We start from the raw sequence: 26,012 nt of genomic DNA on the forward strand, positions 1-26,012 counted from the left end.
ATAGCCCGGCTATGCTGGTTTCGGACTAGCCGGGCTTTATCCAATTCACCATTCCAATAATATAAACCTCCGCTATGATCCAGGTAGTCGATTACCAGCCAAACTGGTCTCTAGAATTTGAAGCGCTGAAAACGGTGTTCAATAATGCTTTGGGGGATATCAACTGTCCTATTGAACATGTTGGCAGTACTGCCGTACCTGGTTTAGCAGCCAAACCAATTTTGGATATTGATATTATTGTCAGCGATGAGGCGCAGCTCCATCAAGTAATTCCCCTGATTACCGCATTGGGCTACGAATTCGCTGGCGAAATGGGTATTAAAGACCGATATGCCTTTAATGCGGTTTCTAACCTTAATCCTGACAACCGAAAAGGAATGATATGGCCTGCTCATCATTTGTATTGCTGTATTGCAGGAAGTCCTGCTCTCAATAATCACCTATTATTTCGCGATGCATTAAGGAGTTCTCCGGAATTGGTCATGGAATACGGTCAGTTGAAAAAGGAGCTTGCTGCTTCAACCAACGACATAGATACTTATGTCAATTCAAAAAGTTCCTTTATTACTGCTGTTCTGGACAAGGCTGGTCTTTCCTCAGAGCTGATAAAGGAAATTACCCTGCAAAACAAGAAAAAATAACGGAATTTTAACTTAAGACATTGCGCATGAGCTTATCTATTTTTTCTTAGATTTAAGGATATGAATAAGTCTAACAGAAGAAAATTTATCGGAACCGCAACTGTGCTAACCGTTGGAACAGTTGCCAGCGCTATGCCCATAACAAGTATGAACAAAAGCTATCCTGTAGTACATCATGTGTTTTTCTGGCTGAAAAACCCGGATTCTAAAGCCGATCGTGACCAGTTGGTTGCAGGTGTAAAAACACTTTCGAAAATACCAACAGTAAAAGAAATACATGTCGGCATTGTTGCCAGCACCGAAAAACGGGATGTGGTAGACCATAGCTGGGGCGTATCAGAACTGATGTTCTTTAATGATCTTGCCGGACAGGAAGCTTATCAGACACACCCAATACACCTCGAATTCATTAAAAACCATAGTCATTTGTGGGATAAGGTGGTGGTTTATGATATAGCCCAAGCTTAAAACATCATAAATCCTTACCAATATTAGAACAGCAGTATTTTAATACTACTGCTGTTCATTAGTTATTGCGATTGTCCCTTGCCTATATCTTTATAGGTCTTTATTTAAGACATATTTCTGCAAAATGCCTTTTGACATTGGCAACACTCTTTTATTACGATCTAGCGGATACTCTCCGGGAGCTGTAAAAAACTCAATTACACCACGGTTAGAAATGTACCAAACCTTACCCAGGGAACTTACCGTCAACGTATCCGGCAGGGTGATTTTCTTAAAATTAGCGATTCGATCTTCATTTATAGGAATGATCTCTACATCTTCCTTTTTTTCAGTACAGGAAATAGCTTCGTAATGATCTTCTGCCCAATACATACATTGTTTAAATGGAGGGGTAACGGTAATCATATAAACGCCAATCCCAATAACCAACAATATCATAGCGGCAATTAAGTTTTCCCTGGTCTTGAACCTCGCCCATCTATTCGGTTTCGGAACTGGTGTATCTTTTGGAGGTTCCGGAAGTGGTGTATCATCTGGGGGTTGTGGAACTGGTATCTTTTGTGGAAGTTCCGGACTTGGATTACCAGGTCCACCATTCAGCACGACAACATTATTTTCCCAAAGCGCATGAGGTCTGGGATTAAAATCTATCAACCAGGCCAGAAGGTCAATATTGATCAACCTTGGGTCCTGTACTGTTCCTTTCATCAAATTCCGCAGTGGTTTGAACCTATCAGGCTCGGTCTTGATAATCAGCTTAGAGAAATCTTTTTCTTCCGTTTCCGGACCAAAAAAAGCTCTTAAAATCCGTGCATCCTTCTGCGAGTATCTTTCCCCATAAACTTTAAGGCATTCCCTTTTCAATTCTGCAGGACTTGCTTGCACTAAATGACTGGAAAGCAACCCTGCCGCGCGCTTCGAATTGTACGCTTCAATTACTTCGTTTTTATACTTTTCAAACATTTCTAATGATTAATAATTGCAACTAACCGGAATTTTCGGAATCTCTAAAGCATTACCGGAATCCCATCGGAATCATCGGAATTACCGGAATCACCTGATAATTAATCAATTGAAGGCCCATACATTTGCTTCAGAAATCAGGTAATGCTTCGATTAGCTATCGGGGTAAATGTACAAAACTGATTTCACAATGAGAGGAAAACGCGGGGCTTGCTATCCGGTTTGGGAAGCAGTTAGCAACTCCCGCGAATGATTCTCAACACTTCCCAAAAATTTCAGAAGCGCTTCTGAAATGCAAAAGTAGCAGTCCCTGCGAGCAGAATCGCAGGGGACTACACCCGTGTTTCATTCTTTAATTTTTAAGATCATGTTTGAATTATTACTTGCTATCTTTTTAGGCTTTGCAAGCCCTTCATATACTACAAACGACATCAGCTATTCATCGGAAACAACAATTCCGACTCCTGATCCAGACCATGAGGCTGGTGGAGATGGTAGCCATATTCCACCGGGGAGACCATAGCAAAAAAGGAATCAGTTTTACAAGGGCATTGAAAATTGTCTTTAAAAACACAAGTTGTAAGGGGGGATAGAAAACGTTTGTTTTCTATCCCCCCTTTTTTAATCGCTTTAAGAGTATTTGAATATAATACTTCAGAAGCAAAAAACACCTATACAAACCATACTTCCATAAACTCGTATAATAATACCTCAGCGGGTACAGCTTTTTCATCAACAAAAAAGCGATTAAGGAAAAACAATCGTTTACCTGATCGTTTTAAATATCACTCATTAAAAATGATGCTTTTTCAAGGTCCACATTTTTAATGCCTTACTTTTTTTATATTTGAGCATAAAAAATAACTCTTGAAAAAAACGCTACTCCTTCTATTGGTTACTTTTGTTATTTTTTCCTGCAAAAAAAAACAAAAGTTTATGAACCCCCTTCCACATTTTGATTTTGATAAGGCGGAATCATTTATGTATAAGAACAACGATTCGGCATTCTATTATTTCAGTAAGCTAATCGCAAACTCTAAAGATAGTTTACAAATAGCCATATCCTGCAACTACCTTTACGTCATACAATTTGATGCCGGTGATTATTTTGGAAGTCAGGAAAGCTTACTTACTTCCCTTCGGTTTTTAGACCAAAATAATCCTAAACATTTTAATTGTCTATCCGCAAATTACAACGGATTGGGACGAAGCAGTACTTATTTAAAAAATCATGACGATGCCATTAAATATTATGATGCAGCCATCAAATTTTCTACAAAGAATGATCTCAAACTCCTGATCTCAAATAATGAGGCGCTGGTCTACCGCAGTAAAAAAGACTATACGAAGGCTATTAAAATTTATAAAGAAATTCTCTATAAAAATCCAAATAACAAAATAGAATATGCGCGTAAATTAACAAATTTCGCTTTCACCAAATGGCTGCAAAACCCTGACTACAATGCAGAACCAGAACTACTGGAAGCCTTGCATATTCGTGAAAAAGAAAACAACGATTGGGGTAAAAACTCCAGTTATACGCACCTATCGGATTATTATGCTAGTAAACAACCCGCTATTGCCTTGGCTTATGCACAGAAAATGTATCAGGTGGCCACTAAGATAAAAAGTCCCAATGATCGCTTAGATGCACTCCACAAACTAATTAAATTAAGTCCACAGACCGAAATCCGAAATTATTTCAATACTTATCATGCGCTTTCCGACAGTTTACAAAGCGCTCGTAATGCGGCTAAAAATCAATTTGCACTGATCCGCTACGAAAGCGACAAAAACAAAACAGACAACCTGAACCTTCAAAAAGAGAATGCAGAAAAAAGACATCAGATTACCATCAGAGAGTTTATGCTCTTTGGAGCCCTGTTATTTTTATTTTCCGCTTCCTTCATTGCTTATCTATGGTATAAAAGGAGAAAGCTAAAACTGGAAACGGCAGCTCAAAGTGCCATTCAGGATAGTCAATTGAAAACTTCCAAAAAAGTACATGATGTGGTGGCCAATGGATTGTACCGGATGATGAGGGAAATTGAAAACGGTGAAGACATTAACAAAGACAACATCCTGGATAAAATAGACAATCTGTACGAAAAATCACGTGATATCTCCTATGACAAGCCAGAACTTGCCGACCATAATTTCCATGAAAAAATCTCAGCGCTGCTGAAATCTTTTGCTACAGAAAACACCAGGATTCTGATTGTAGGAAACACGGCTGCATTATGGGAGAAAGTGAACCCGACTGTCAAGTATGAAGTAGAGCATATGCTCCAGGAATTGATGGTCAATATGAGAAAACATAGTGGCGCTGATAAAGTACTGGTTAAGTTCGAACATAAGGAAGATCGGATCAACATCAATTATACCGATAATGGAATCGGCATGTCAGAAGCAACTATTTTCAAAAATGGATTAAGGAATACGGGAAACCGTATCGCTTGTATTCATGGAGAAATTACCTTTGATACGCAGATAGAAAAGGGACTAAAAATTCAACTCTCTTTCCCCATTTATTAACTTAATAACGATGTTCAAAAGAGTATTAATTGCCGAAGACCAGGAAAGCGCCAATATTTCCGTTCAAAAGACACTAGCAGATCTAGGTATCACCAATACTGAATATACATTTTATTGCGATGATGCCCTGATGCTCTTAAGAAAAGGCCTTCAAAGTGATCAGCCTTATGATTTACTGATAACCGATCTTTCTTTTGAAGAAGATCACCGTCTACAAAAGATTTCAGACGGGATAGAACTGGCGCGCGCGGTTAAACAAATGCAACCAGACCTGAAGATATTGGTATTCTCCGCAGAAAATAAAGCCGCCATTGTGGATGAGCTTTTTAAGGAAATAGGCATTAACGGCTATGTCCGTAAAGCCCGTCATGACGCTAAAGACCTCAAATTGGCATTAGACGCTATCTACAAGAATAAAATCTACCTTTCTGCTGATCTTAAACAGACGGTAAAAGAGAAAAATGCCTACGAGTTCACTGATTTCGATATCACCATCATTTCCCAGCTTCTGAAAGGAACTCTTCAAAAAGATATCCCCTATTACCTTCAGGAAAACAACATCAAACCTTCCGGGTTGAGCAGTGTAGAAAAGCGACTTAACCTCATGAAAGAAGCCTTAGAATTCACTAAAAACGAGCAGTTAGTTGCTTATTGTAAAGACTTTGGCATCATTTAATCGATAACCTCTCCATGAAAACAATCGTTCTGTTTCTTTTTATTTTCGTCGCCATTGCCTGTAAAGCATCAACCGTGGTTTATGTCTGCAATAATGGCACTACGAATAAATACCATCTCAAACCCAACTGTCGCGGCTTAAGCAGATGCCATTTTAAAGTTGTAAAAATGACTTTAGAGAAAGCAAAAGCAAGTCAAAAGACACTTTGTCGCCATGAACTCCCAAAACAACAAAAGCAGCAGGCTCCTTCAAAGAAAAAACACAAAACTTAGTCCTCATCCTCAAAATTGACATTTTTATCATGATGTCCGGAGATTACAATCGTACTATTTCCAAGTAACTGAGGATTGAGTCTCCCTTTTTTGGTCGCAATAAACTTGATCTCTAAACCAGCAATCGTTGATATGGAATCGACATAAGCTGATTTCGGTACGATGTATTGACCGGCAGGCCCTATTTTCTTAGTCACAATGGATTCATAATCGTAGTTACGTTCTCTTTTAGTCGAGGTATTCAAAAGCACACTTTTCATAATTGACAACTCATTTACGTCCTTTAAATCATTCCAGGAAATCACAAAATCCTTGTTGGGATCTCCCCTTTTCGCGCATAAAATACTCTTTTCAGAACTTTCAGCAATGGGTTGCAGGTTCCCTAAATTATAGGTTCTCCCATCCGCTAAAGTGATCGTAAATTTATACAGCGGACTAACCGGAATATCATTTGCGATATAAGTCGTGGTGGTGGTGTAGTACAGCTCTTTTCTGACATTAAATTCCAGGGCCAGCTGATTCACTTTTAACTTTATTCCTTCATTGACGATCGTGTACCCTTTCTCATCAAACAATCTGACTACCACTCCATTCTTTTTTTGATCGTCCAGATCCTGACGCATCTCAATCCTAACGCCTATCGGTGATAAGCTCGTTACTTTCTGTTCAGACAAGGGAGATTGACAAGCGTTAAGCAGTAATAATATAACCAGCGAAAGAAGTTGGAGCGTAGATTTCATGGACAAAGTTTATAGATAGATGACCCTCTAAAAATAGCCTTATATATTGAAAAAATCAGGATAACTTGCTCATTATCCAACCTAATCCTTCATAAAATCTATTTTCAATTTATTACTGGAAGCAAATTGCCTCGACATCTCGTCAGGAAATACATCAAATATATCCGAGGCTACTTCATCGCAGATATTATGCACCAATTCTCCAGGCGAAATCTTTTCCACCAACACATCTGAAACCATCGAAGTATCTACATAACCCGCATACACCCCAAAAACCTTGATTTCATCTTTTAATTCCTGCCTGATCGCTTGTGTAAATAAATGCAATGCCACTTTAGAAGCACAATAAGTACTGATGTTTTTAATCAGTACCAGGCTACCAATTGAAAGTATATTGATGATTGCCGGATTCGGATTTGCTTTGAGTACCTCCAGAAATTGATTGCATAAATCTACAGGCCCGATATAGTTCACATTCATCTCAAACTGTGCTTTAGCCGCCGCATTATCCTGTAAGAAACTTGCTTTTAGCTCCACCCCGGCATTATTAATCAGGATAGTGGTATCGGTACATTCCTGACTACATTTTGCCACTTCCAAGCTATTGGTGACATCCAGTTTTACAGGGAAGATCATATCAGGGCTAGTCAGACTTAAATCTTCCAGGGCCTTAATGTTAATACCCGCAACATAGATTTTCTTTACCTCTCTTTTTAAAAGTTCTGCAACAAATGCCTGCCCGATGCCGCCATCAGCCCCGGTAATAAAAACAACACTATTTTTAAATATATGATCCATGGTTCAATAAAATTATAATCTCAACTTCTAATCATTGTTATGCGTTTCAATGTTAAATATAATTTTTCAATATCTCCAGGCCCAACAACACAAAACAAAGGCAAACTACTACCCGGAGTTTTCCCGAATTTAGCTATATTCAATAGCCAGATAAGCGCATGTAGTATGAATCAAAAACACGAAAGGGCTAATAAATTATTGCTGATGACCGGTATTTTTACGGGATGGTTTGCACTAATCACACAACTATACCTCATCATCGTAAACAATCAAATCACGATTATAGAGGCGGTCACACGATATTTCAGTTACTTCACCATCCTGACTAACATCATGGTGGCCTTGTGTTTTACGCTGTTGTGGTTAAATTTCGACAAGAAAGAGCAACGGTTTTATTCCAACCCAAAAAACCTGGCGGCGGTAGCCCTCTATATCTCTGTAGTAGGCATAATTTACAACCTGATCTTACGTTTCACCTGGCAACCAAAAGGAATACAACTTCTTGTAGACGAACTCCTCCATGCCTTTTTACCTGCTTTATTTTTGATTTACTGGCTAATCTTTGCACCAAAAAGTAATTTGAAAAGTAAAAATGCGCTGGAATGGCTAATCTATCCGTTTGCCTATTTGGTTTTTATCCTCGCAAGGGGCGCGATTTCCGGATTTTACCCTTATCCATTTATGGATGTAAATACTTTTGGCTACGACAAGGTGTTACTAAATAGTTTCTACCTCTTAATGGTTTTCCTGGTCTTATCGCTGCTCCTGATATGGGTTGGGAAATTAATTACAAACCGTCATAAAAAAACCAGGTTTTAATTATAACCTCCCATTTGCTTGAATAGAATAACAAAGGGTTGAGCACGCACAAAGTCAAGCCGTCGAAATCCGATAATTATTTAACCTACCTAAGAACCGAAAAACCAACAATAAAACTGTTATGCTCCCGATCAACATGATTTACATCTCCCTCACCTGGTGGTAATATATTACCGGCAGCAAATACCGCTAAAGGTTTACCTCTTTGGTCAGTATAAACAAAAGGACGCTCTAAGTTTTTCAACTTCGTTTTTGTTCCATCTTTAAAATTAAGCTCCTTAAGAGATACTAATGAGTTTTTTGCCGGCAACCAGTCCTTACCATTCTTAGATTCAATTAAATATAAACAGCCAAATTCAGGGGCGTATTTCAAACTGGTAGCATAGTATTTTGCAATAGCAAAAAAACGCTTTAGTTTCTGATCATACCACATAGAGGGGTCTTCACTGGATAAATCCTTGTCGTTGGTTACATTAGAGATGGTTTTAAAACCTCCGTCCGGTTGCACTGATCTTGCCATCCAGAAAGTCATTTGTCCACCCGGTATTCTGGATTTATACATCATATAGTATTTCCCATCAGGCCCCTTGGTAACCGAAGGATTATTCGCAATCTCAAAAGTTTGCTGATGATCAACTGTCATAATTGGCTCAGCAGGTCTGGTATAATTCCCTGCTAAAAGATCTTTAATCGTTTTGGCCTTGACGACACCAATTGATTGTGCGGCATTGTATTTCATCCATTGCAGGCTTTCTTTGCTGGGATTTGGGTTGTTTTTAAACGCAAAATTGGGATCAAAAGAACTACTGATATAGTACAGATAATAATAGCCATCGAATTTCCTGATATGTGCATTGTGCTTCGTAAACTTATCCCATTGTCCAGGACTGCCCGCATGAGGTAAAACCGTTTTAACAAACTTATATGGTCCCAGCAATTTATCTGAGACTGCACAGGCGATTTCCGAGTACTTCATCCAACCCTGAAAACCATTGAAAATATAATTTAAAGGATCATCATCCAATTTACGCTTGCCATGTGGCCAACGGGAATAAAACATATAAAATTTGCCGTCATCACCGGCAATCACTGAAGGACACCAATTGTAATAATCATCACTTTGAAAGATATTTTCTGAGGTTACCGTACCTAATTTAATGCTAAGATCTGACGCTTTCTGAGCAAAAACCAGTTGACCTGAAAGCAACAAAACAAAGAAGAATACTTTTTTACCCAACTTGAATAGATGCTGTTTTATCATTTCGTTTTAAGGGCTACGGGGGTTTCCAGATCGTTTTTCCTAACCGCTTTCAGCTTATTTGCAAGACGTGTCTGCATCATCTGTACCGTTTTTTGCTGCCTGGGATCTTTGGCCAGATTATTAAACTGCTTCGGGTCATTGACCATATCATAAAGCTCCATACCTTTAGAAGCATCCTCCTTATACTGAATATAAGCCCATTCTTTTGTTCTCAAAAGAAAAGCTTCTCCATCCAAAGAAACACTAAAAGCTTCATCTCTGACCGAATGCGAAGGCCTGGAAAAGGTTTTCACCAGACTTTTCCCCTGGATATGTTTAGAATGCTTTAGTCCAGCTAAGTCCGCCAATGTCGGATAAAGGTCGATCAGCTCCGTAAAACCATCAACAACTGCGGGCTTTTTTCCAGGCACTTTGATGATCATCGGTACCCTTACCGATTCTTCATGGAGACTAACTTTCATCCAGAATTTATGTTCTCCCAGGTGAAAACCATGATCGGAAATAAAAACAACAATCGTATTGTCTTCCAGGCCTTCTTCCTTTAAGGTTTTCAAAACTTTTCCAACCTGATCATCCATAAAAGATACAGCAGCATAATAGGCTGCAATTGCCTTCTGTTCCTGCACCGTATTCATTTTGGCATTCTTGCTGGTTACATAGTTTATACCTGCCGGGGGAATATCATTCCAATCATTTTCTATCACATCAGGCACCTTTATCTGCTGATAATCATAAGCATCAAAATATCTTTTCGGTGCTACAAAAGGAACATGTGGACGAACAAATCCAAGGGCCAGAAAGAAGGGTTCATTTTTATGTAGGCGGAGAAGTTCAGTGGCCTTTTCAGCTGTTTTTCCATCTGCATGGACCAGATCATCACCTTCGGCCTTTACAATCGTCATCTTATTTCCACCCATCCTTTCGATCTTTCCATCCGGATTATTCTGTACCAGCTCTGCCGCACCGGGTGTTTGCCATTCCGCAGCCTGACTGTTAAATTTTTCCGTCCAGGAAGCACTGTCGTCCGTACCATCTGTACCTTCCTCAATATCAATTGGAATACCCATGTGGTATATTTTACTAACCCTGGCGGTATAGTAGCCGTTGTTTTTAAACAATTCAGGGAGTGATGCCCTTTCTTTTCCGACCTGCTCCCTACCACTTACATACCCGTAGGTCTTAGTTGCCGTTGGGTAATAGCCGAACATCATAGAGGCTCTGGATGGGCCACAAACCGGGTATTGGCAATAACTTTTAGTATAACGTGTTCCCTCTTCAGCTAATTTATCGATGTTAGGGGTTTTACAAACCTTGTTTTCATAAGCCGATACCGCTGTAGCCGTTAAGTCATCAGAGACGATAAAAAGTACATTGGGTTTCTTCTTTGACTGTGCCTGTAAAGTAGCAGGGATCAGTATCCAGGCAACTATTAAGCCCAACATTTTTGGATAAACAGGAAGCAAACGACAACAAATTCTTAAGGTATATTTCATAACAACTCAGTAAAAAAGAATTACAAATAATGCGGATAAAACTTCTATAGCAATAAAACAAAGCTATAACCTTCCTCCTTTTATACAATGCATTATTCGATGAATATGATGTACTATTATATTTTACCCCCTTAAATTCTAATTACATCGAAACACTGTAGCCCAGGCAGATCATCCATATAAAATACTTATTACCAAAATATTAAGATTTCATACAGCTCTTAATACGCAGTATTAAATCTTTAAACAATCCTTCTTTTTATTTTCCCATTAGCTGTGTTTTTACTGAAAAAATACACAGCTTTGTTTAACGTGACTAAACTTTTATTAAACAGGGGTTAACATGAAAAGCAGGGATACAATTGATGATTTGTCGCTATTGACAAGTGTAGCCAGAGGTGACGAACAATCATTCCGTTTATTGTTTGATAAACACCGGCCAAATATTTATACGACTGCCTGGAGAATTACCGGAGATGAATGGACGGCGGAAGAAATTCTTCAGGATACTTTTTTAAAAGTCTGGATCAATCGCGAAATACTTCCTGAATTAGAAAACTTTGCGGGATGGTTGTATACCATTGCAAGGAATCTGACTTACAACTCCATTAAACAGCGTCAGAATGAGAAAAAGAAACTACTCCTTGCAGCCAAAGAATCTATTGAATACCGACATACAGATTACCTGACCCAGGATAAAGAGTTTGCCTATATTCTAAAACAAGCGATTGAGCGTCTTCCGCCAAAACAGAAGTTAACTTATCAATTGATCAAAGAACAGGAAATGAAGCGTGAAGAGGCTGCCCGAACCTTAAATGTGTCTCCTGAAACCGTGAAATGGAACCTGGATCAGGCGATGCGGAGTATCCGTGCCTTTTGTATGACCCAGCTGAAAGATGCACCCTTAATCATCGCACTATATTTTTTCTCAAAATATTTATAAGCCTTACCCCCCAAAGTCTTTTTGTGGTTGTCTATCCTTTTTTAAACCAGGTATAATGGCGCAATACCATCAATCGCCCTGCCTGTATTTATTTAGGATAATTTTATATGAACATAAAAACCAGACTTGAATATTTATTTGAGCTTTCTATGAATCAGAAAGCTACTGCCGGAGAAATCGAAGAAATGCAGCATTTAATGGCATTGCCGGAACAGGAAGATCTGGTTAAAACGTTGCTATTTAAAGCTTATCAAAGCCCTAAAACAGAAGTAGATCTGGACCCTGAAAAAACGGATGCGATTTTTCAGGCAATTTGCCTGGTTGCGCCAACTTCCGAAAACCCCGGAAACCCGGTAAAGCCCATAAAAACCGGGAAATCCGGAGAATCAATAAAACTTTTCCCCCGCAAATCATTCATACCCCGGGCTGCTATAGCCGCTGCTGTTTTACTGTTATTAACAGCAGGAATTTTATTCTTTAACCAAAGAGCAGATTCAATCCTGCCAGGCGAAATAACGCAGCAGCACAATATTGTATCCGGAAGTAACAAGGCCTTATTGATCCTTGCTGATGGGTCTAAGGTTGTCCTCGACGATAAGCATACCGGTAAAGTGGCCAGTCAGGGCGCCGTGTTGATCACAAAAACGGCTGATGGCCAACTGAGCTATAGCCGCGCAAAATCTGCTGTACCTGCCGATGGTTACAATATCATAGAGACCCCAAAGGGTGGACAATACCAGGTCAGGCTTCCCGATGGAACTGAAGTCTGGCTTAACGCGGCCTCCAGGTTAAAATACCCGGTCGCATTTAAGGACGGAGAACGCAGGGTTGAGCTGAATGGCGAGGCTTACTTTGAGGTGGCCAAAAACAGGAAGCTTCCGTTCAGGGTGGTCAGCAATGACCAGACAGTGGAGGTGCTGGGCACACATTTTAACATCAACAGTTATCCCGAAGAAGGGATACAGCGCAGTACGCTGCTGGAAGGAAGTATCAAAGTATCGGTTTTAAAAAACACGGTTATCCTTAATCCAGGCCAGCAATCGGAGGTCGCCAAAAATGAAAACATTTCCGTTTCTGAAGCCAATACGGAAGCGGCTATCGCCTGGAAGAATGGTTATTTCAGATTCGACCGCGAGGGTATCGAAAGTATCATGAGCAAAGTATCCCGTTGGTATGATGTACAGGTGGAGTTTAAAGGCGGAATTTCTGAGGAAAAGTTCAATGGAACCATCTCCAGAGCTAAAAATATAAATCAGGTATTAGAAATGCTCGAAACTACCAATGCTGTTCACTTTAAGATTGAAGGAAGGAGGATTTTGGTGATGAAGTAAAGCTACATTTCAAAATTCAGAAAAGCCAGGAACCGACGCTAATCGAAATCCTGGCAAAGTATGGAACATCAGAATAATTTAAAAATTAATCTTTAACCGCGTAATGCCGGGCATCTCGACAATGAATAGGCATCCGCTAGAACCAAACTAAACAAATGTACAAAATTTGGAAACCAAACTTATGCACTCTCCCCAGAGGCCTAAATAAACTGCTATTGGTTATGAAACTGACCGTATTACTATTGACCACAGTGATCTTACAGTTAAGCGCAAGCACTTTTGCACAAAAAATCACCCTATCTGAAAAGAATGCACCACTAACCAGGGTCTTCGAAAAAATCAGAACTCAGACCGGATATGATTTTTTAGTCACAGAATCGATGCTGAAAAATGCGAAGCCTGTCAATATCCAGGTGAATGATGAAGAATTCCTTAAGGTATTAACGAAGGTGTTTGAAAATCAAAACCTGACTTTCGCCATCAAGAGCAATTCTATTATTGTGAAAGAAAAGCCATGGTCGCTATCCTTCCCGAAATCTATTATTGAAATGACGATAGATGTTTCCGGGAAAATCGTAGATGAAACCGGCAAGGCCATCCCGGGAGCTACCGTAAGAATAAAAGGAGAGAAACAAGGGGCGATGAGCGATGCTGATGGCAGATTTAAACTGAAAAACGTTAAAGAAAACTCCATCCTGATTGCCTCTTATGTTGGCTATGTATCCAGGGAAATTAAGGTGAATTCGGGACAGGACTTAACCATTACGCTGACCCCATCCCCTGCCGAGCTGAATGAAATCGTGGTAACGGCCTATGGAAAAGTTAAAAAAAGCAGCCTAACGGATGCTGTATCCACCATTAGTGGCGACAAGTTAGAAAACAGACCTATCCGTACCGTAACAGATGGGTTAATCGGACTGGCGCCGGGACTGAACATCAGAATGTCGAGCGGTGCGCCTGAGGCAAACCCTTCGATCAATATCCGCGGTTTTACTTCCATCAACAGCAATGGCTCCCCGCTGATCTTAGTTGACGGGATAGAAAGGCCGATTCAGGATGTTAATCCCAATGATGTGGAAAGTATTTCCTTATTAAAAGATGGTGCAGCTTCCGCTATTTACGGATCCAGAGCGCCATATGGGGTATTGTTAATCACCACAAAAAGTGGCAAAGAGGGCAAAGCAGCCATCACTTATTCTGCGAACACAAAAATCGGTACGATGGTGCTTGCGCCAACCCAGCCAAACTCCCCTGACTGGGCTCGCTACATCAACATTGCTCAAAAGAACGGGCAGCCGAATGGAACCGGAACTGATGGTGTGGACGCCCTCACCATTTCCAGAATGGAAGCCTGGCTAGCCAAAGACTGGACTAATGCCGCTTTTGATGACCTAAGAACCCAATTCGGAGATAAAGCGCAGCAATATATTGAAAACGGACAATTCCCAACTACCAATGCCGGCTTTAAAAACTGGACCAGGGAGCAGTCTTTTGCAACGACAAAACTATATGATGCTTATTTTAAAAAGAATGACATCAGTCAGCAACACAACCTGAATTTTAGTGGCGGTTCGGATAACATCCGTTATTTCTCCAGCTTTGGATATAACAATACCAAAGGTCTGCTAAAGGGTGATTTCAATTATAACAAACGCTATAATTTTCAAACCAAGCTCACGTACAAAGCTGCCGACTGGTTAGATTTCAGAACTGATGTTAATTTCGTGAGACAAGAGAACCAGGGACCAAATTACCTGTCTGGCGGTGCTTCGATAGCCAATTATGAAACCATCTTCGCCAGCATGATGCAGTATTTTGCGACTCCGCTACGCGTACCTTCCGGAAATGCCTATTCCTGGATTCTGGGTGCTGCCGGGATCATGGGAGAAGGTGGACTGATCCGCAATACGAGAAATGAAATCGTAATGAGTGGCGGAACAACCATCAGACCCTTTAAATATTTTGAAATCAATGCCGACTATTCCAGAAGACAAAGTTATACCGAGTATTCGAGGGTAGATAAAATTGCTTATACAGAGCTGCCCGATGGCACAAAAATTCCGAACAACCGTACCGCCAATGTGAGTTCGATTTCGAAAACAAATGGCATTCAGGAGTATCAGATGTCGAAATTAAGCGCACAATATGCCCGTACCTTTGCCGACAAGCATCATTTATTAGCCCAGTTTGGGATGCAGGCCGAGGAAAATGATTACCGCTCCTTAACCGGTAGCCGTACCGATTTATTTGCACAGGATGTGATCCTTGCCTTGAATGGTGCAGCGAATAATCAGCAGGCCAATGACAGTATGTACGAATGGAGCACGCTGGGATTCTATGGGGTGATCACCTATGATTTCATGGAGAAATATATGATCAAATTTGCAGGAAGAAAAGATGCAAGTTCGAGATTTTCACCAGAGTCGAGATGGAGTTTCTTCCCTTCCGTATCCGTTGGCTGGAATGCGGCTAAAGAGAATTTCTGGCCATTGAAAGATCTGATTTCAGAATTCAAGCCCCGTGCTTCCTGGTCTAGCTCAGGAGATCTAACTTCTGTAGGTAGTACTAATTACTATACTTATTTACCTACGCTGGCTTTTGGAGTGAACAAAAGCACGCTACTAAATGGCGGTTATTCTAATGTAGCTAGTCCGCCGGGATTGGTGAGTTCTACCCTGACCTGGGCGAAACCTACGGTTATCGATGTGGGTATAGATGTTTCTGCTTTTAAAAGACGACTAAACCTGAGTTACGATTGGTACCAGCGTACCGTAAAAGATCAGATCGGGCCACCTAATCCATTGCCACAGGTATTGGGAACAGGTGCACCAAGTTTAAACAATTCTGTTTCTGAAACACGCGGATGGGAACTTTCTATCGGTTGGAATGATCAGTTCCAGGTGGCACAAAAGCCACTTAGTTATTCCCTCAAATTCAACATCAGTGATTACATCGGTTATGTAACAGAATATGCGGAAAACAAATCCGGTGCGGTGAGTGGCGCCTGGACCAGGGGCGAGCAATTCGGTCAGAATTATGTATATGATGTGACAAGGATCGCACAAAATACGGCTGATCTGAATAAGGGAACCTTATCCGGAACGTACAATTATCCGGGCTATATCATATATAACGACTTAAACGGCGATGGTAACATCAACGGCGGAAATGGTGGATTCTGGTATAGTCGTGGAGACCAGATTAAAGATGGATTTGACTACCCCCGTAAGAGTTACTCGATCCTGCCAACAGTGGCCTGGAACAATTTCTTCTTCTCCGCAGTACTGGAGGGTGTGATGCATTGGCGTGTTTACAACAGCTCGGAATGGGTTTGGGGTACTCGTGCAGGTGCTGATCTTGCTTATTTCTATACGCCTGCATTTGAGGAAAGTACCAAATTAGGTTATTGGAATCCGGGTAATACCGATGCTTTTTTCCCTGCTTTCAATACCGGAAGAGGAACGGCAACGAACAAGTACATGTTAAATCTGGCGAACCTGAGGATCAGAAATATCACATTTGGTTATGATATTCCTAAATCCTGGCTTGATAAAGCTAAAATCAAAAGAGCCAGCATCTATTTCAGCGGAGAAAACTTAGGCTTCATCTACAATAAATCTTTCATAAAATATGATCCGGAATTATTGAAAAGTGGTATAAATAATTACCCTCCCCTACGCTACTATTCGCTTGGATTAAACATCACCCTATAAATTAACCAATCAATTTATACCAAAATATAAACGAGATGAAAACTTACTTCAGTAAACCAGGCAAGATGATATTCACCCTATTTCTGGTGATGAATCTTGTGGCTTGCAAAAAAGGTTTTTTGGATAAGAGTCCATTAGACTCCGTAAATTCAACCAATTTCTTTAAAACCGCATCCGATCTACAGATTTTTGTGAACGGATTCTATGGCCGTTTGGCGCCACAGTATAATACACAGAGTGGTACCGGTACTACCGGCGGTGGAAACAGTAACCTGGCCATGGATTCCAATACGGACATGATGATTGTCCAGACTTCTATAACCGGTAGTTTGTATCAATGGAATTCCAATTCTGTTGCGGCGGAAGCAGACGACAACTGGTCCGGAACCTATGCCAATATCAGATCGGACAACTATTTTCTTTATTATGCGAACCTGAATTCGGAAAAAACAGAGGCCGCAAGTCATTACATTGGAGAAGGGTATTTTTTCAGGGCCTGGGATTATTTCAGACTGCTGAGAAATTTCGGAGGCGCCGTGATCATCACGGATTTGCTGAACGACAACGATACCGAAAAACTATTTGCACCCAGATCTACAAGATATGAGGTTGCCAAACAAATCATGGCAGATCTTGATCTGGCCATTTCAAAGTTGCATTGGAAAGGTGAAGGTCAGGGTACAATTTCCGGCCGCGTAACTAAAGATGCGGCACTGGCTTTAAAAGCAAGAATCGCCTTGTATGAAGGGTCATGGGAGTATTACCACAGCAGAAAGGCTAGTCCGTATGCAATGCCTGGAAAAAATGGCAATGAATTTCTGGAAATGGTAGAAACTACGGTTTCACAGCTCATCAACAGACATGGTGCAAAGATTTTTACCGCAGCAGGTGATAAATTGAATGCCTATAATCAGCTGTTTGCGCAAAAGAATGCAGCAAATATCGATGGGGTGTTTCTTTACAAAGTCTATGATGCGGCGCTGCTTACGTTGAGTCACAATTTCTTTTTCAAAATCCTGGATTCGGGTCCTTCGATTACCGATCACTTAACCGATACCTATTTAAATAAGGATGGTACGGCACAGGTAGCTGCTCCGGCTAATACGTTGAATCAGCTAAGTACCAATCTTGATCCCCGTTTCAGACAAACGGTATGGACACCGGACAGAGGTCCACTGAATCAGTTGCCGGGCCGCGGTGGCGATGGTGATCCTTTCAGATACCCTATTATTGCCAGTCAGGCACCCTATACGAGTATCGGTTTTACTTCTACCGGATACCGGAATTACAAAGGGGCTGTTCTGGCTCAGGAAGCTACAAAAGGCGAAACTGATGATATCCTGATGCGCTATGAAGAAAGTCTGCTTTCGCTGGCAGAGGCTAAAGCAATTTTAGGAACGATTAATCAGGCCGATATCGATAAGACGGTCAATGTGATTAGAAATCGTGTGGGCATGGCTCCCTTATCCCTGAATGCCCTACCGGCAACTACATATCGGGAAGATCTTGGATTTGATCTGAGTTCTCCGGCAATTGTCAACGAAATCAGAAGAGAAAGAACGGTAGAGTTTGCGTTAGAAGGTTTCCGTTTGAATGATTTAAAAAGATGGGCGGTCTATGAGAAAGTAATCAATGGCTACCAGCCTAAAGGTGCCTTATTACAAGAGTCTCTGGACTATTTCAACCGTACTCCTGCTCAGCTAGAGCTGGATAAAGGTTCCAATGCAGCCTTATATAGCCAGATCAGAAAAGATGGATATATGCTTAAAGAATTCAACCTGATTAATGGCGAAAATGTGGCTAGCTTCCCAAATGGAAGAATCAACCCATGGTTTAAACAGGCGGATTTCAGAGTCGGTGGAAGAGGATTATACATCAACCCGGTCAGAGATTATTTAAGTGCAATTCCTTTACAACAAATCAAACTTTATCAGACAAATAATGCCGTTCTCAGTCAGAATCCCGGCTGGAATTAATTCATTTTATCCCTAAAAAATAAAACCATGAAACATAAAAATATATGGTATGCGCTGCCGCTGATTGCCCTCCTGGCTTTCACAGGCTGTATGAAACCAAGGGCAGAACTCGATGATACTCTATGGGGTGATCAGGCGGTTCTTACTTCTGCGGTATTGTTTAAATACGAAGAGGTGAAAAATAAACTGGGTTATGAGGAAGTGGTCACCGGTTATCAAAATGTAGGTATCACCACCAATACGAACGTCCTGGATAAGGAGAAAGCCACGATAAAAATAGAAACTGTTAAGGGAACAGACCTGACAAAAATCGGGATCCGGTTTTCGCATTATGCGAAAAAGATAGAGCCGATGAATGGTGCCCCTGTAGCAGGTATGATTTCGGATTTCTCTAAAGGTCCCTATGTATACCGGTTATATTCCGCAGATGGAACGGTTCGCGACTGGACAATTACGGTAACTGTAGCGCCTTAATTCTATATTAGCCGGAGGGATGGTATCTTCCCTCCGGCTTTTTTATCCACCTGACTCTTCCCTGCTGAAAAACCAATCATCCATCAGGTATTAAAATTTTAAATTATGAAGACACTGAACAGAAGAAAATTTATAGGTGGCCTGCTTGCCACAGGGATTGTTTTGCAGATTCCACCTGGAGCCATGGCTATGTTTCCATCAAAAGCAAAGTCTGTCAAGGCTGGACTGATCACCGATTTACACCAGGATGTGATACACAATGGTTCCGAAAGGTTACAGGATTTTTTAAGGTACATGAAAAAAACTGAGCCTGATTTCATCATGCAACTTGGCGATTTTGCTTACCCTAATGATAAAAATAAAGCCCTGATTGACCAGTTTAATGATGCACATCCCATTGCGCTCCATGTAATCGGCAATCACGATACCGACTCCGGACATACCAAAGCACAATGTCTCAGCTACTGGAAAATGCCTGCAAGGTATTATACCAAAGAGGTAAATGGCGTGTGTTTTATCATTTTAGATGGCAATGATAAAGGTTCGCCAACACATAAAGGCGGCTACCCTGCGTACATCAACGATGAGCAAAAAGCCTGGTTACAACAGCAGTTAAAGGAGATTAACAAACCGATTGTGATTGTGAGTCACCAGCCCCTTGCCGGGGTCCTTGCGGTAGATAATGCGGCAGAAATACAAGATATATTGAGCGCCTCTGCGGATAAAATATTACTGGCAATAAATGGCCATACGCATATAGATTGCCAGCTTTTCGTGAAAAACATCAATTATGTACACCTCAATTCTGCCTCTTATTTTTGGATGGGTGGCGAATACAAACACAACAGTTATTCGGAAGAAATTCACAAATCTCATCCATGGATCTCTAGTACTTGTCCTTATCAGGATGCCTTGTTTACTACCCTGACCATTAACCCTGCCAACGGCACGATACTGATCGAGGGGCGAAAAAGCAACTGGGCAGGTCAATCTCCGGAAGCTTTAAATTATAAGGATAAGACCGGTTTAACTGTGGGCAAGGAAATTGTACCGTTTATTAGTAAAAGAAAGATCAGGAGTACTTCTTTTGTAGGGTAATCCGGAAAAGGAAAGATACATTCCGTTGTTTGGATTAAATACAGCGGAATGTTGCTTTCGCACACTATAAAGGAGAAAATTATCTAATGTACTTCGCTTCAGCCTGAAGGCTGAAGCAACAAACAGCGCTTCTTATTTGTATTAGGTCTAAATAAGCCGTACCTTTGCGCAAAATTTGAAGCATGAGACAGACCTTCCTGATTATTTTATTTACCACGCTTAACCTCTTCGCATTCTCACAACAGAAGTCATTGATCCAGGGACAAGTCCTGAATCTAAAAGGTGAAGCACTGGAAGGTGTTACTGTTGCCCTGGTTGAACAAAAAAATACCACCATGACTGATGCGAAGGGAAATTTCCAACTTCACACAGACTTAAAAGGGCGACTGACTTTAAAGGCTTTATTGATCGGATATGACCTGATCAGCCGAAAAATAGAGGTTCCTGATCCTAATCAGACCAGCATTAAGCTGATGCTTACGCCAAGCGATGAAACATTACAAACCGTCGAAATCACCGGCAGAAAAGAGAAAAACTATACCAATAAGGTCTCTTTTGGAGGTACTAAAACTGCCGCGGAGATTAAGGATGTGCCACAATCCATACAATATGTAACCAAGGAACTGATGCAGGATCAGGGCGCGGTACGGATGACGGATGTCGTGAAAAATGTGAGTGGTGTAAACCAATATACCTTTTACGATGATGTTTCTATCCGTGGATTTAGAAACCAGGGTGGTGTAGGAAGCAGTAATTCCAATCAATTGTTCAACGGATTGAGAACTTTTAACGGTTTCTGGCGACAAAATCTGTTAAACTACCTGGAGCGTGTAGAGGTGATCAAAGGCCCTGCTTCTGCCCTTTTCGGCAATGCCAATCCGGGCGGAACGATCAATAAAGTCACTAAAAAACCTTTAGACACCAATTTCAGAGCTATCAATTTACAGGCTGGAAGCTACAATACCTGGCGGGGAACGGCTGATATTACCGGCCCTGTCAATAAGAAAAAAACATTACTCTACCGTATAAACCTCGGTTACGAAAATGCAGACTCTTTCCGTGATCTTTTGTTTGACAAAAATATTGTTGTAGCTCCATCGCTTTCTTACATTCCTTCGGATAGAACGCGGATTAACTTTGACCTGGTTTATAACAAATCAGACAGCAGATTAGACCGTGGACAGTCGATTTTTGGCTCTACAGACCTTTATTCTACGCCAATATCACTTAATGTTGCCGACAAGAATGACTTCCTGAAAGAGAAAACTTACCTTTTCACTACCTCCATCAGTCATAAGTTAACAGATCATATTACTTTCAATACCTCTTTTCTAAGAACTGGGTACCGTCAGGATTTATTCGAACACCGCAGCACGGCCTTTGCAGTAGATGCTAAAGGAAAACAGATTGAGGAACTTGCTTTCAGAAGGGCTAGTCAACGTCACAATGAGCAGTATAGTAATAGTTTTACTGCTTACCTGTCTTCAGATTTCAAAACCGGTCCGCTGCAACATAATCTGGTAACCGGTTATGATTACAATGACAGTACGATCCCCGTTGGTTCTTACCAGAACGATGCCGCTGGATACCGTTTAAAAGATGGAAAAATAGCGACCAAATATGTGGTAAAAGACTCGGCAAAATATGAAATGTACGAGTACAAAGGGAAAATGATTCCTAAACCAAACGTTCCTTCTTTCGACCTGAGCAAGAATACGCATTCGATGCTCGACGTAAGTGGTTACGTTTATGCGCCTAATAATACGGACGTGGTTGTCCCTTCTTATTCTCAACAGCATAGTATATATGTACAAGACCAGATCTCTATCGATAGGTTTAAAGTTTTGCTTGGTCTACGCTATGATACTTACCTCACCGATATCGGTTATAAAACAAATGCGGTAAACCGCGTTACACAAACCGCATTATTGCCACGTGTTGGATTAACCTATGAGGTAAGCCGCGATATTAACGCTTATGCTACTTATACAACGGGTTATAACCCACAGACTGCAAGTAGTCAGAATTCCTTATCCGGTGGCCCATTTGATCCGCTGAAAAGTAATTTACTGGAAGCCGGTTTAAAAACAGACTGGTTCAATGGCAGGTTAAGTGCTACGGCTTCGGTATACAGAATTGAACAGCGAAATTCACTTTACAATGCATTGGATGCCGATAATCCGGACCTGATGATTCAGATCGGGAAAGATATTTCTAAAGGTGTAGAGATGGATATTGTAGGTTACATCTCCCCTAACCTGAATATTGTAGCTACTTACGCTTACATTAATGCCGTGTTGAAAGGTGCACAAGGTGGTGCAGATAGTTTATATAACAATCAGCAAAAGCCGAATACGCCGAAACACATGGGTAGCTTATGGGCGAAATACCAGTTCTCCATTCCAGGTCTTAAAGGCCTTGGTTTAGGTGCAGGTGCCTACTATGTGGGTAAACGTACTTTTGGTTTCCAGGGTCAGCAAAACATACTGCCTTCCAAAGGTCCGGCGTATATGTTGTTGAACGCCGCAGTTTATTACAAGATTAACAAAGTACAGTTGCAAATGAATATGAACAACTTAACCAATAAGACCCATTGGGTGGGTGGTTATGATAGTTCCCGCTTATATCCCGGAGCGCCAAGAAACTGGTTAACCTCCCTTACTTATACTTTTTAAGGATAATTGTTCCTCTAGATCGTAATGCCTTTTGATAATAATTCCCTTTGATAATAAAAATATGATGATGATAAAAAAAACGATTGCCCTCCTGATATTCAGCCTTGTTTTCCTTGGCGTTAATGCACAGACTAAGAAAAACCGCGGAAATATTCTTTACGTGTTAAGGATGGAATACCGCGACAGACCGATTGATGAGAAAGTAAAAGCACACCTGGATTCTATGGGGTATCAGGTTACTTTTGTGGACCAGTCGGCAGCCTTGCCTAAAGCCAATGCTTATGACCTGATCATCATCTCTTCTACGGTAGGTTCACAGGATTTTGAAGGAAAATATAGAGACGTGACTACCCCGATCCTTTCCTGGGAAAATGACATCCTCGATGATATGCGCTTTACCGGCAGAAACAAAGATGTAGATTTTGGTGAGGTGACCGGAGAACATTACATCTGGTTGGTGAATGCCCCGCATCCGCTTGCCGCCGGACTTCCTGCAGGCATCAATTCTGTGTACAGAAAAGATCAGCCAATGGGCTGGGGAAAACCAGGTTTAGGTGCTTCAATTATTGCGACTATCCCTGGTCAGCCAGATAAAGCAATCATTTTTGGTTATGAGAAAGGTGCTACAATGGATTATGATTTTATCGCACCTGCGAGAAGAGTCGCTTTCTTTTTAGACAATACTACCTTTCCTTTGCTAAAAGAAAATGGATTGAAGTTGTTTGATGCCGCAGTAAACTGGGCAATTGCGAAATAACCGCTGTTCTTTAAAAAAATCACCAGGCCTTAGATCTCTGATCGTAGAGTTCCTGGTGATTTTTGCGTTGATTTGTTCCCATTATTCTTTATAAAACACCGGAACAGATATCCAGGGTTTAGTGTTTTCAGCATATATTGCATTAGCAATTAAACAAAGTATAATTCTGAAATAATATTCAGATATATTTTTATCCTAAATTCTGTAACATGATTTACCATTTGAATCCCTTTAGGTTTGTTGGCGTTAACACAATCATGATCGCCTGCGTTGTTACCATGCTATTACTTAATGGTTGCAATAATGCCAGTCAAAGTGCTGCTAATGCTGCAAGGAGTGTACAGATCGAAAAAGAGGCTTCTGACGGGAAAACGAGGAAACCAGGACTGACAAAAAACGCTGACTCCTTAGTTTATCAAAACACAAGCTTTAGCTCCTATTCCGAAAAAACCAAAAGAGGTGCAGGCATTGTCTCTTTTAATATGGATGTTAATGATCGGTTGGACATCTGGAATATGGATGACACCAAATTCGGGGATATTGTTCTGAATGAGGACTTGACTTTTTTCACAGTTAACCTGCCAAAAAAAATTACCGCCAGGAAAGTAGTGCCTGAATATGATTTTGCTGCCTTTGATTTTGATGCAGAGAAAGTAGATACGGACCCCCAATACCTGATTATTTATGTCAATAAGGAAAAGCGGAAAGTAAAAAAAACTGAGCTCAAATTTACTTTCAATCCCTGGTAATTTATTTTGGTCTTATAGTGCTCTAATACGTCCAACTCAATTCGTGAAGCAATGCGTGACATTCTATTTTAACTTCTTAAAAGTAAATAAACAGAAAGCTAAACCTCATTACATTTATTTAAATTTCTCTATAAATTCATACTTATATTAATAATTAATTATATTAGCTAAATATTATTATGAATAAAACGATTAGCACACTCTTTTGGATATTATTTGTATGTGGTATTGGGCTTATTCAGTTAGCGATAATTTACATCTGTTCTTTTGTAAATGGAGACAGTGTATTTGACATTAACAGATTTTATTCAGATGGTTTTTTCTTGTTCTTTTCTATATCATTAATAGCAGGAATATTTTATGAATTCCAATACGAAAGTCAATGCCTGGTTAACAAATACTTAAAAAACACACTGCTATTAACTTGTGTAACAATTGAAATGTTTGCTATGTTGGTTTATGCTATTGCATATGTATCGAAAATATCTTCAACGTCAGAAATTGGTAATTATATTATTTTACAAAACTTTTTAACAGGATCATCAATCATCTTAGCATCGGTGATGAAAGGAATTATTTATTATAACAGATAGCAAATTATGGTTAATATCATTTTAATTTTAACAGCAATTACGTTAGTAATATTTTTAATTGCAGCATTTATGGCTTTTGCTGAAATTAAGCAGAGGAAGGCTGAGATAGCGCGATTAAGTCACCTTAAAGATTTAACTGAATCTAAATTAGTTCATTTTGTCAAAATCTCAATTGATACCTCCAGGGGAATTCAACCGACGTACTTAAAAGGTAATCCTATATCCAGGTTTATTATGCCTGATATCGATTTAAATAAAGCCAGGGGGTAGATTAAGAAGCAATGGACAATGACCTAAAGTACAAAATCATCAAACCCAACAAAGCTCTTTCTGCTTTTGTAGATAGTTTTTGGTTTTTGCACAATCAATCGGACAGTGATAAAGAAACCATAGGATTACCTGATGGACGCATTGACCTGTCACTTTTCAAATCAGCAAAAGACCCTTTTCGGATGGTGCTGCTCGGTCTGAATGCGCAGGCCCTTCCGGCTACCATACCAGCCAACACGCTGATGTTTGTGGTTAGTTTTAAATTGCCTGCTGTAGAGTATATTTTTGGGGAGCGCATTTCGGATATCATAGATTACGGAAAGATCTGTTCTTCCGGTTTTTGGGGATTTTCGGAAATTGATTTACTGGATTTCGATGCTTTTGTAGAAAAAGCGACAAAGAAAATCGAATCGCTTTTACCGCTGGAAATTGATCCGCGAAAAGCAGCATTATTCGAACTGATTTACGCTTCCAAAGGCTCTATCCCCGTAAAAGAACTTTCCGAAAAAGCCGCCTGGAGTAGCCGACAAATCAACCGTTATTTTAATGATCAATTCGGCATTTCCTTAAAAGCATATTGCAATATCCTCCGTTTTCGTGCTTCGCTGGAACACATTGCAAAAGGAAAGCTTTCACCGGAGGAAAACTTCTTTGACCAAACACATTTCATCAAAGAAATAAAAAAGTTTACCGGCGTAGTACCCAAAGAACTTTTAAAAAATAAGAACGACCGATTTATACTATTATCCTCCCTCACAGTCCTCTAA

Annotated in this window: 23 protein-coding genes; 18 read left to right on the forward strand and 5 right to left on the reverse strand. The window is 40.4% G+C overall.

Annotated features, from left to right (window positions below; genetic code table 11):
• The first annotated feature begins 74 nt into the window (after nucleotides 1-74).
• Together R2Q66_RS09120 and R2Q66_RS09125 are read left to right on the forward strand one after the other, a co-directional pair.
• Entirely contained in the window at nucleotides 75-641 is a 567-nt protein-coding gene (locus R2Q66_RS09120; protein ID WP_316748084.1) for a GrpB family protein, read from the forward strand.
• 60 nt (nucleotides 642-701) lie between these two features.
• The gene (locus R2Q66_RS09125; protein ID WP_316748085.1) at nucleotides 702-1,109 is read left to right on the forward strand and encodes a Dabb family protein; all 408 of its coding nucleotides are present in this window, start codon (nucleotides 702-704) and stop codon (nucleotides 1,107-1,109) included.
• A 90-nt stretch (nucleotides 1,110-1,199) separates the two neighbouring features.
• On the opposite strand, the gene R2Q66_RS09130 is transcribed toward R2Q66_RS09125, so the two are convergent.
• Complete coding sequence (locus tag R2Q66_RS09130) at nucleotides 1,200-2,072, reverse strand: hypothetical protein (protein WP_316748086.1); 873 nt, start codon at nucleotides 2,070-2,072, stop codon at nucleotides 1,200-1,202.
• A gap of 936 nt (nucleotides 2,073-3,008) precedes the next feature.
• Here R2Q66_RS09130 and R2Q66_RS09135 point away from each other — a divergent pair.
• Genes R2Q66_RS09135 through R2Q66_RS09145 form a run of 3 tightly spaced genes read left to right on the forward strand, consistent with a single transcriptional unit; the run spans nucleotide 3,009 to nucleotide 5,555 of the window.
• Nucleotides 3,009-4,607 (forward strand): ATP-binding protein, encoded by a 1,599-nt coding sequence (locus tag R2Q66_RS09135; RefSeq protein ID WP_316748087.1) that lies wholly within the window; start codon nucleotides 3,009-3,011, stop codon nucleotides 4,605-4,607.
• Nucleotides 4,608-4,617: 10 nt separating this feature from the next.
• Nucleotides 4,618-5,283 (forward strand): response regulator, encoded by a 666-nt coding sequence (locus R2Q66_RS09140; RefSeq protein WP_316748088.1) that lies wholly within the window; start codon nucleotides 4,618-4,620, stop codon nucleotides 5,281-5,283.
• 14 nt (nucleotides 5,284-5,297) lie between these two features.
• Nucleotides 5,298-5,555, forward strand: coding sequence for a hypothetical protein (locus tag R2Q66_RS09145; RefSeq protein ID WP_316748090.1), 258 nt, complete (start codon nucleotides 5,298-5,300; stop codon nucleotides 5,553-5,555).
• Here R2Q66_RS09145 and R2Q66_RS09150 read toward each other — a convergent pair.
• Together R2Q66_RS09150 and R2Q66_RS09155 are read right to left on the reverse strand one after the other, a co-directional pair.
• Nucleotides 5,552-6,295 carry a hypothetical protein gene (locus R2Q66_RS09150; protein WP_316748092.1) on the reverse strand — a complete coding sequence of 248 codons (744 nt, stop codon included), beginning with the start codon at nucleotides 6,293-6,295 and terminating at the stop codon, nucleotides 5,552-5,554. The genes R2Q66_RS09145 and R2Q66_RS09150 overlap by 4 nt on opposite strands.
• Nucleotides 6,296-6,376: 81 nt before the next feature.
• Nucleotides 6,377-7,093 (reverse strand): SDR family NAD(P)-dependent oxidoreductase, encoded by a 717-nt coding sequence (locus R2Q66_RS09155; protein WP_316748094.1) that lies wholly within the window; start codon nucleotides 7,091-7,093, stop codon nucleotides 6,377-6,379.
• 165 nt (nucleotides 7,094-7,258) lie between these two features.
• On the opposite strand from R2Q66_RS09155, the gene R2Q66_RS09160 reads away from it, so the two are divergent.
• On the forward strand, nucleotides 7,259-7,912 hold the full coding sequence (locus tag R2Q66_RS09160; protein WP_316748097.1) for a Pr6Pr family membrane protein: 654 nt from the start codon (nucleotides 7,259-7,261) through the stop codon (nucleotides 7,910-7,912).
• Between the two features lie 85 nt (nucleotides 7,913-7,997).
• On the opposite strand, the gene R2Q66_RS09165 is transcribed toward R2Q66_RS09160, so the two are convergent.
• Nucleotides 7,998-9,173 (reverse strand): glycoside hydrolase family protein, encoded by a 1,176-nt coding sequence (locus R2Q66_RS09165; protein ID WP_316748099.1) that lies wholly within the window; start codon nucleotides 9,171-9,173, stop codon nucleotides 7,998-8,000.
• Complete coding sequence (locus tag R2Q66_RS09170; RefSeq protein ID WP_316748101.1) at nucleotides 9,170-10,666, reverse strand: sulfatase; 1,497 nt, start codon at nucleotides 10,664-10,666, stop codon at nucleotides 9,170-9,172. Before R2Q66_RS09170 ends, R2Q66_RS09165 begins: the two co-directional genes overlap by 4 nt.
• Before the next feature lie 343 nt (nucleotides 10,667-11,009).
• Between R2Q66_RS09170 and R2Q66_RS09175 the strand changes: the two genes are divergently transcribed.
• The 12 genes from R2Q66_RS09175 to R2Q66_RS09230 all read left to right on the forward strand — a co-directional run bounded on the left by R2Q66_RS09175 (nucleotide 11,010) and on the right by R2Q66_RS09230 (nucleotide 26,012).
• Nucleotides 11,010-11,609 carry an RNA polymerase sigma factor gene (locus R2Q66_RS09175; protein WP_316748103.1) on the forward strand — a complete coding sequence of 200 codons (600 nt, stop codon included), beginning with the start codon at nucleotides 11,010-11,012 and terminating at the stop codon, nucleotides 11,607-11,609.
• Nucleotides 11,610-11,716: 107 nt separating this feature from the next.
• Nucleotides 11,717-12,940 (forward strand): FecR family protein, encoded by a 1,224-nt coding sequence (locus R2Q66_RS09180; RefSeq protein ID WP_316748104.1) that lies wholly within the window; start codon nucleotides 11,717-11,719, stop codon nucleotides 12,938-12,940.
• Nucleotides 12,941-13,161: 221 nt separating this feature from the next.
• Nucleotides 13,162-16,653, forward strand: coding sequence for a SusC/RagA family TonB-linked outer membrane protein (locus R2Q66_RS09185; protein WP_316748105.1), 3,492 nt, complete (start codon nucleotides 13,162-13,164; stop codon nucleotides 16,651-16,653).
• A gap of 35 nt (nucleotides 16,654-16,688) precedes the next feature.
• Entirely contained in the window at nucleotides 16,689-18,629 is a 1,941-nt protein-coding gene (locus R2Q66_RS09190; RefSeq protein ID WP_316748107.1) for a RagB/SusD family nutrient uptake outer membrane protein, read from the forward strand.
• 27 nt (nucleotides 18,630-18,656) lie between these two features.
• Nucleotides 18,657-19,103, forward strand: a complete 447-nt coding sequence (locus tag R2Q66_RS09195; protein ID WP_316748109.1) for a DUF5018-related domain-containing protein — start codon at nucleotides 18,657-18,659, stop codon at nucleotides 19,101-19,103.
• Between the two features lie 105 nt (nucleotides 19,104-19,208).
• Complete coding sequence (locus R2Q66_RS09200) at nucleotides 19,209-20,201, forward strand: metallophosphoesterase family protein (RefSeq protein WP_316748111.1); 993 nt, start codon at nucleotides 19,209-19,211, stop codon at nucleotides 20,199-20,201.
• Between the two features lie 182 nt (nucleotides 20,202-20,383).
• The gene (locus R2Q66_RS09205) at nucleotides 20,384-22,876 is read left to right on the forward strand and encodes a TonB-dependent receptor (RefSeq protein ID WP_316748113.1); all 2,493 of its coding nucleotides are present in this window, start codon (nucleotides 20,384-20,386) and stop codon (nucleotides 22,874-22,876) included.
• Between the two features lie 61 nt (nucleotides 22,877-22,937).
• Complete coding sequence (locus R2Q66_RS09210; RefSeq protein ID WP_316748115.1) at nucleotides 22,938-23,633, forward strand: hypothetical protein; 696 nt, start codon at nucleotides 22,938-22,940, stop codon at nucleotides 23,631-23,633.
• A gap of 257 nt (nucleotides 23,634-23,890) precedes the next feature.
• Nucleotides 23,891-24,382, forward strand: coding sequence for a hypothetical protein (locus tag R2Q66_RS09215; RefSeq protein WP_316748117.1), 492 nt, complete (start codon nucleotides 23,891-23,893; stop codon nucleotides 24,380-24,382).
• A 179-nt stretch (nucleotides 24,383-24,561) separates the two neighbouring features.
• Complete coding sequence (locus tag R2Q66_RS09220) at nucleotides 24,562-24,975, forward strand: hypothetical protein (RefSeq protein ID WP_316748119.1); 414 nt, start codon at nucleotides 24,562-24,564, stop codon at nucleotides 24,973-24,975.
• A gap of 6 nt (nucleotides 24,976-24,981) precedes the next feature.
• Nucleotides 24,982-25,245 carry a hypothetical protein gene (locus R2Q66_RS09225; RefSeq protein ID WP_316748121.1) on the forward strand — a complete coding sequence of 88 codons (264 nt, stop codon included), beginning with the start codon at nucleotides 24,982-24,984 and terminating at the stop codon, nucleotides 25,243-25,245.
• Nucleotides 25,246-25,256: 11 nt separating this feature from the next.
• Nucleotides 25,257-26,012, forward strand: coding sequence for an AraC family transcriptional regulator (locus R2Q66_RS09230; RefSeq protein WP_316748123.1), 756 nt, complete (start codon nucleotides 25,257-25,259; stop codon nucleotides 26,010-26,012).

The sequence above is a fragment of the Pedobacter gandavensis genome, assembly GCF_032677645.1.
Taxonomy (GTDB): Bacteria; Bacteroidota; Bacteroidia; order Sphingobacteriales; family Sphingobacteriaceae; genus Pedobacter; species Pedobacter gandavensis_A.

Excerpts from the sequence above, each read along its gene's own strand:
- R2Q66_RS09120 (WP_316748084.1), top strand. The coding sequence starts at position 75 with ATGATCCAGGTAGTCGATTACCAGCCAAACTGGTCTCTAGAATTTGAA.
- R2Q66_RS09125 (WP_316748085.1), top strand. The coding sequence starts at position 702 with ATGAATAAGTCTAACAGAAGAAAATTTATCGGAACCGCAACTGTGCTA.
- R2Q66_RS09130 (WP_316748086.1), bottom strand. The coding sequence starts at position 2,072 with ATGTTTGAAAAGTATAAAAACGAAGTAATTGAAGCGTACAATTCGAAG.
- R2Q66_RS09135 (WP_316748087.1), top strand. The coding sequence starts at position 3,009 with ATGAACCCCCTTCCACATTTTGATTTTGATAAGGCGGAATCATTTATG.
- R2Q66_RS09140 (WP_316748088.1), top strand. The coding sequence starts at position 4,618 with ATGTTCAAAAGAGTATTAATTGCCGAAGACCAGGAAAGCGCCAATATT.
- R2Q66_RS09145 (WP_316748090.1), top strand. The coding sequence starts at position 5,298 with ATGAAAACAATCGTTCTGTTTCTTTTTATTTTCGTCGCCATTGCCTGT.
- R2Q66_RS09150 (WP_316748092.1), bottom strand. The coding sequence starts at position 6,295 with ATGAAATCTACGCTCCAACTTCTTTCGCTGGTTATATTATTACTGCTT.
- R2Q66_RS09155 (WP_316748094.1), bottom strand. The coding sequence starts at position 7,093 with ATGGATCATATATTTAAAAATAGTGTTGTTTTTATTACCGGGGCTGAT.
- R2Q66_RS09160 (WP_316748097.1), top strand. The coding sequence starts at position 7,259 with ATGAATCAAAAACACGAAAGGGCTAATAAATTATTGCTGATGACCGGT.
- R2Q66_RS09165 (WP_316748099.1), bottom strand. The coding sequence starts at position 9,173 with ATGATAAAACAGCATCTATTCAAGTTGGGTAAAAAAGTATTCTTCTTT.
- R2Q66_RS09170 (WP_316748101.1), bottom strand. The coding sequence starts at position 10,666 with ATGAAATATACCTTAAGAATTTGTTGTCGTTTGCTTCCTGTTTATCCA.
- R2Q66_RS09175 (WP_316748103.1), top strand. The coding sequence starts at position 11,010 with ATGAAAAGCAGGGATACAATTGATGATTTGTCGCTATTGACAAGTGTA.
- R2Q66_RS09180 (WP_316748104.1), top strand. The coding sequence starts at position 11,717 with ATGAACATAAAAACCAGACTTGAATATTTATTTGAGCTTTCTATGAAT.
- R2Q66_RS09185 (WP_316748105.1), top strand. The coding sequence starts at position 13,162 with ATGAAACTGACCGTATTACTATTGACCACAGTGATCTTACAGTTAAGC.
- R2Q66_RS09190 (WP_316748107.1), top strand. The coding sequence starts at position 16,689 with ATGAAAACTTACTTCAGTAAACCAGGCAAGATGATATTCACCCTATTT.
- R2Q66_RS09195 (WP_316748109.1), top strand. The coding sequence starts at position 18,657 with ATGAAACATAAAAATATATGGTATGCGCTGCCGCTGATTGCCCTCCTG.
- R2Q66_RS09200 (WP_316748111.1), top strand. The coding sequence starts at position 19,209 with ATGAAGACACTGAACAGAAGAAAATTTATAGGTGGCCTGCTTGCCACA.
- R2Q66_RS09205 (WP_316748113.1), top strand. The coding sequence starts at position 20,384 with ATGAGACAGACCTTCCTGATTATTTTATTTACCACGCTTAACCTCTTC.
- R2Q66_RS09210 (WP_316748115.1), top strand. The coding sequence starts at position 22,938 with ATGATGATGATAAAAAAAACGATTGCCCTCCTGATATTCAGCCTTGTT.
- R2Q66_RS09215 (WP_316748117.1), top strand. The coding sequence starts at position 23,891 with ATGATCGCCTGCGTTGTTACCATGCTATTACTTAATGGTTGCAATAAT.
- R2Q66_RS09220 (WP_316748119.1), top strand. The coding sequence starts at position 24,562 with ATGAATAAAACGATTAGCACACTCTTTTGGATATTATTTGTATGTGGT.
- R2Q66_RS09225 (WP_316748121.1), top strand. The coding sequence starts at position 24,982 with ATGGTTAATATCATTTTAATTTTAACAGCAATTACGTTAGTAATATTT.
- R2Q66_RS09230 (WP_316748123.1), top strand. The coding sequence starts at position 25,257 with ATGGACAATGACCTAAAGTACAAAATCATCAAACCCAACAAAGCTCTT.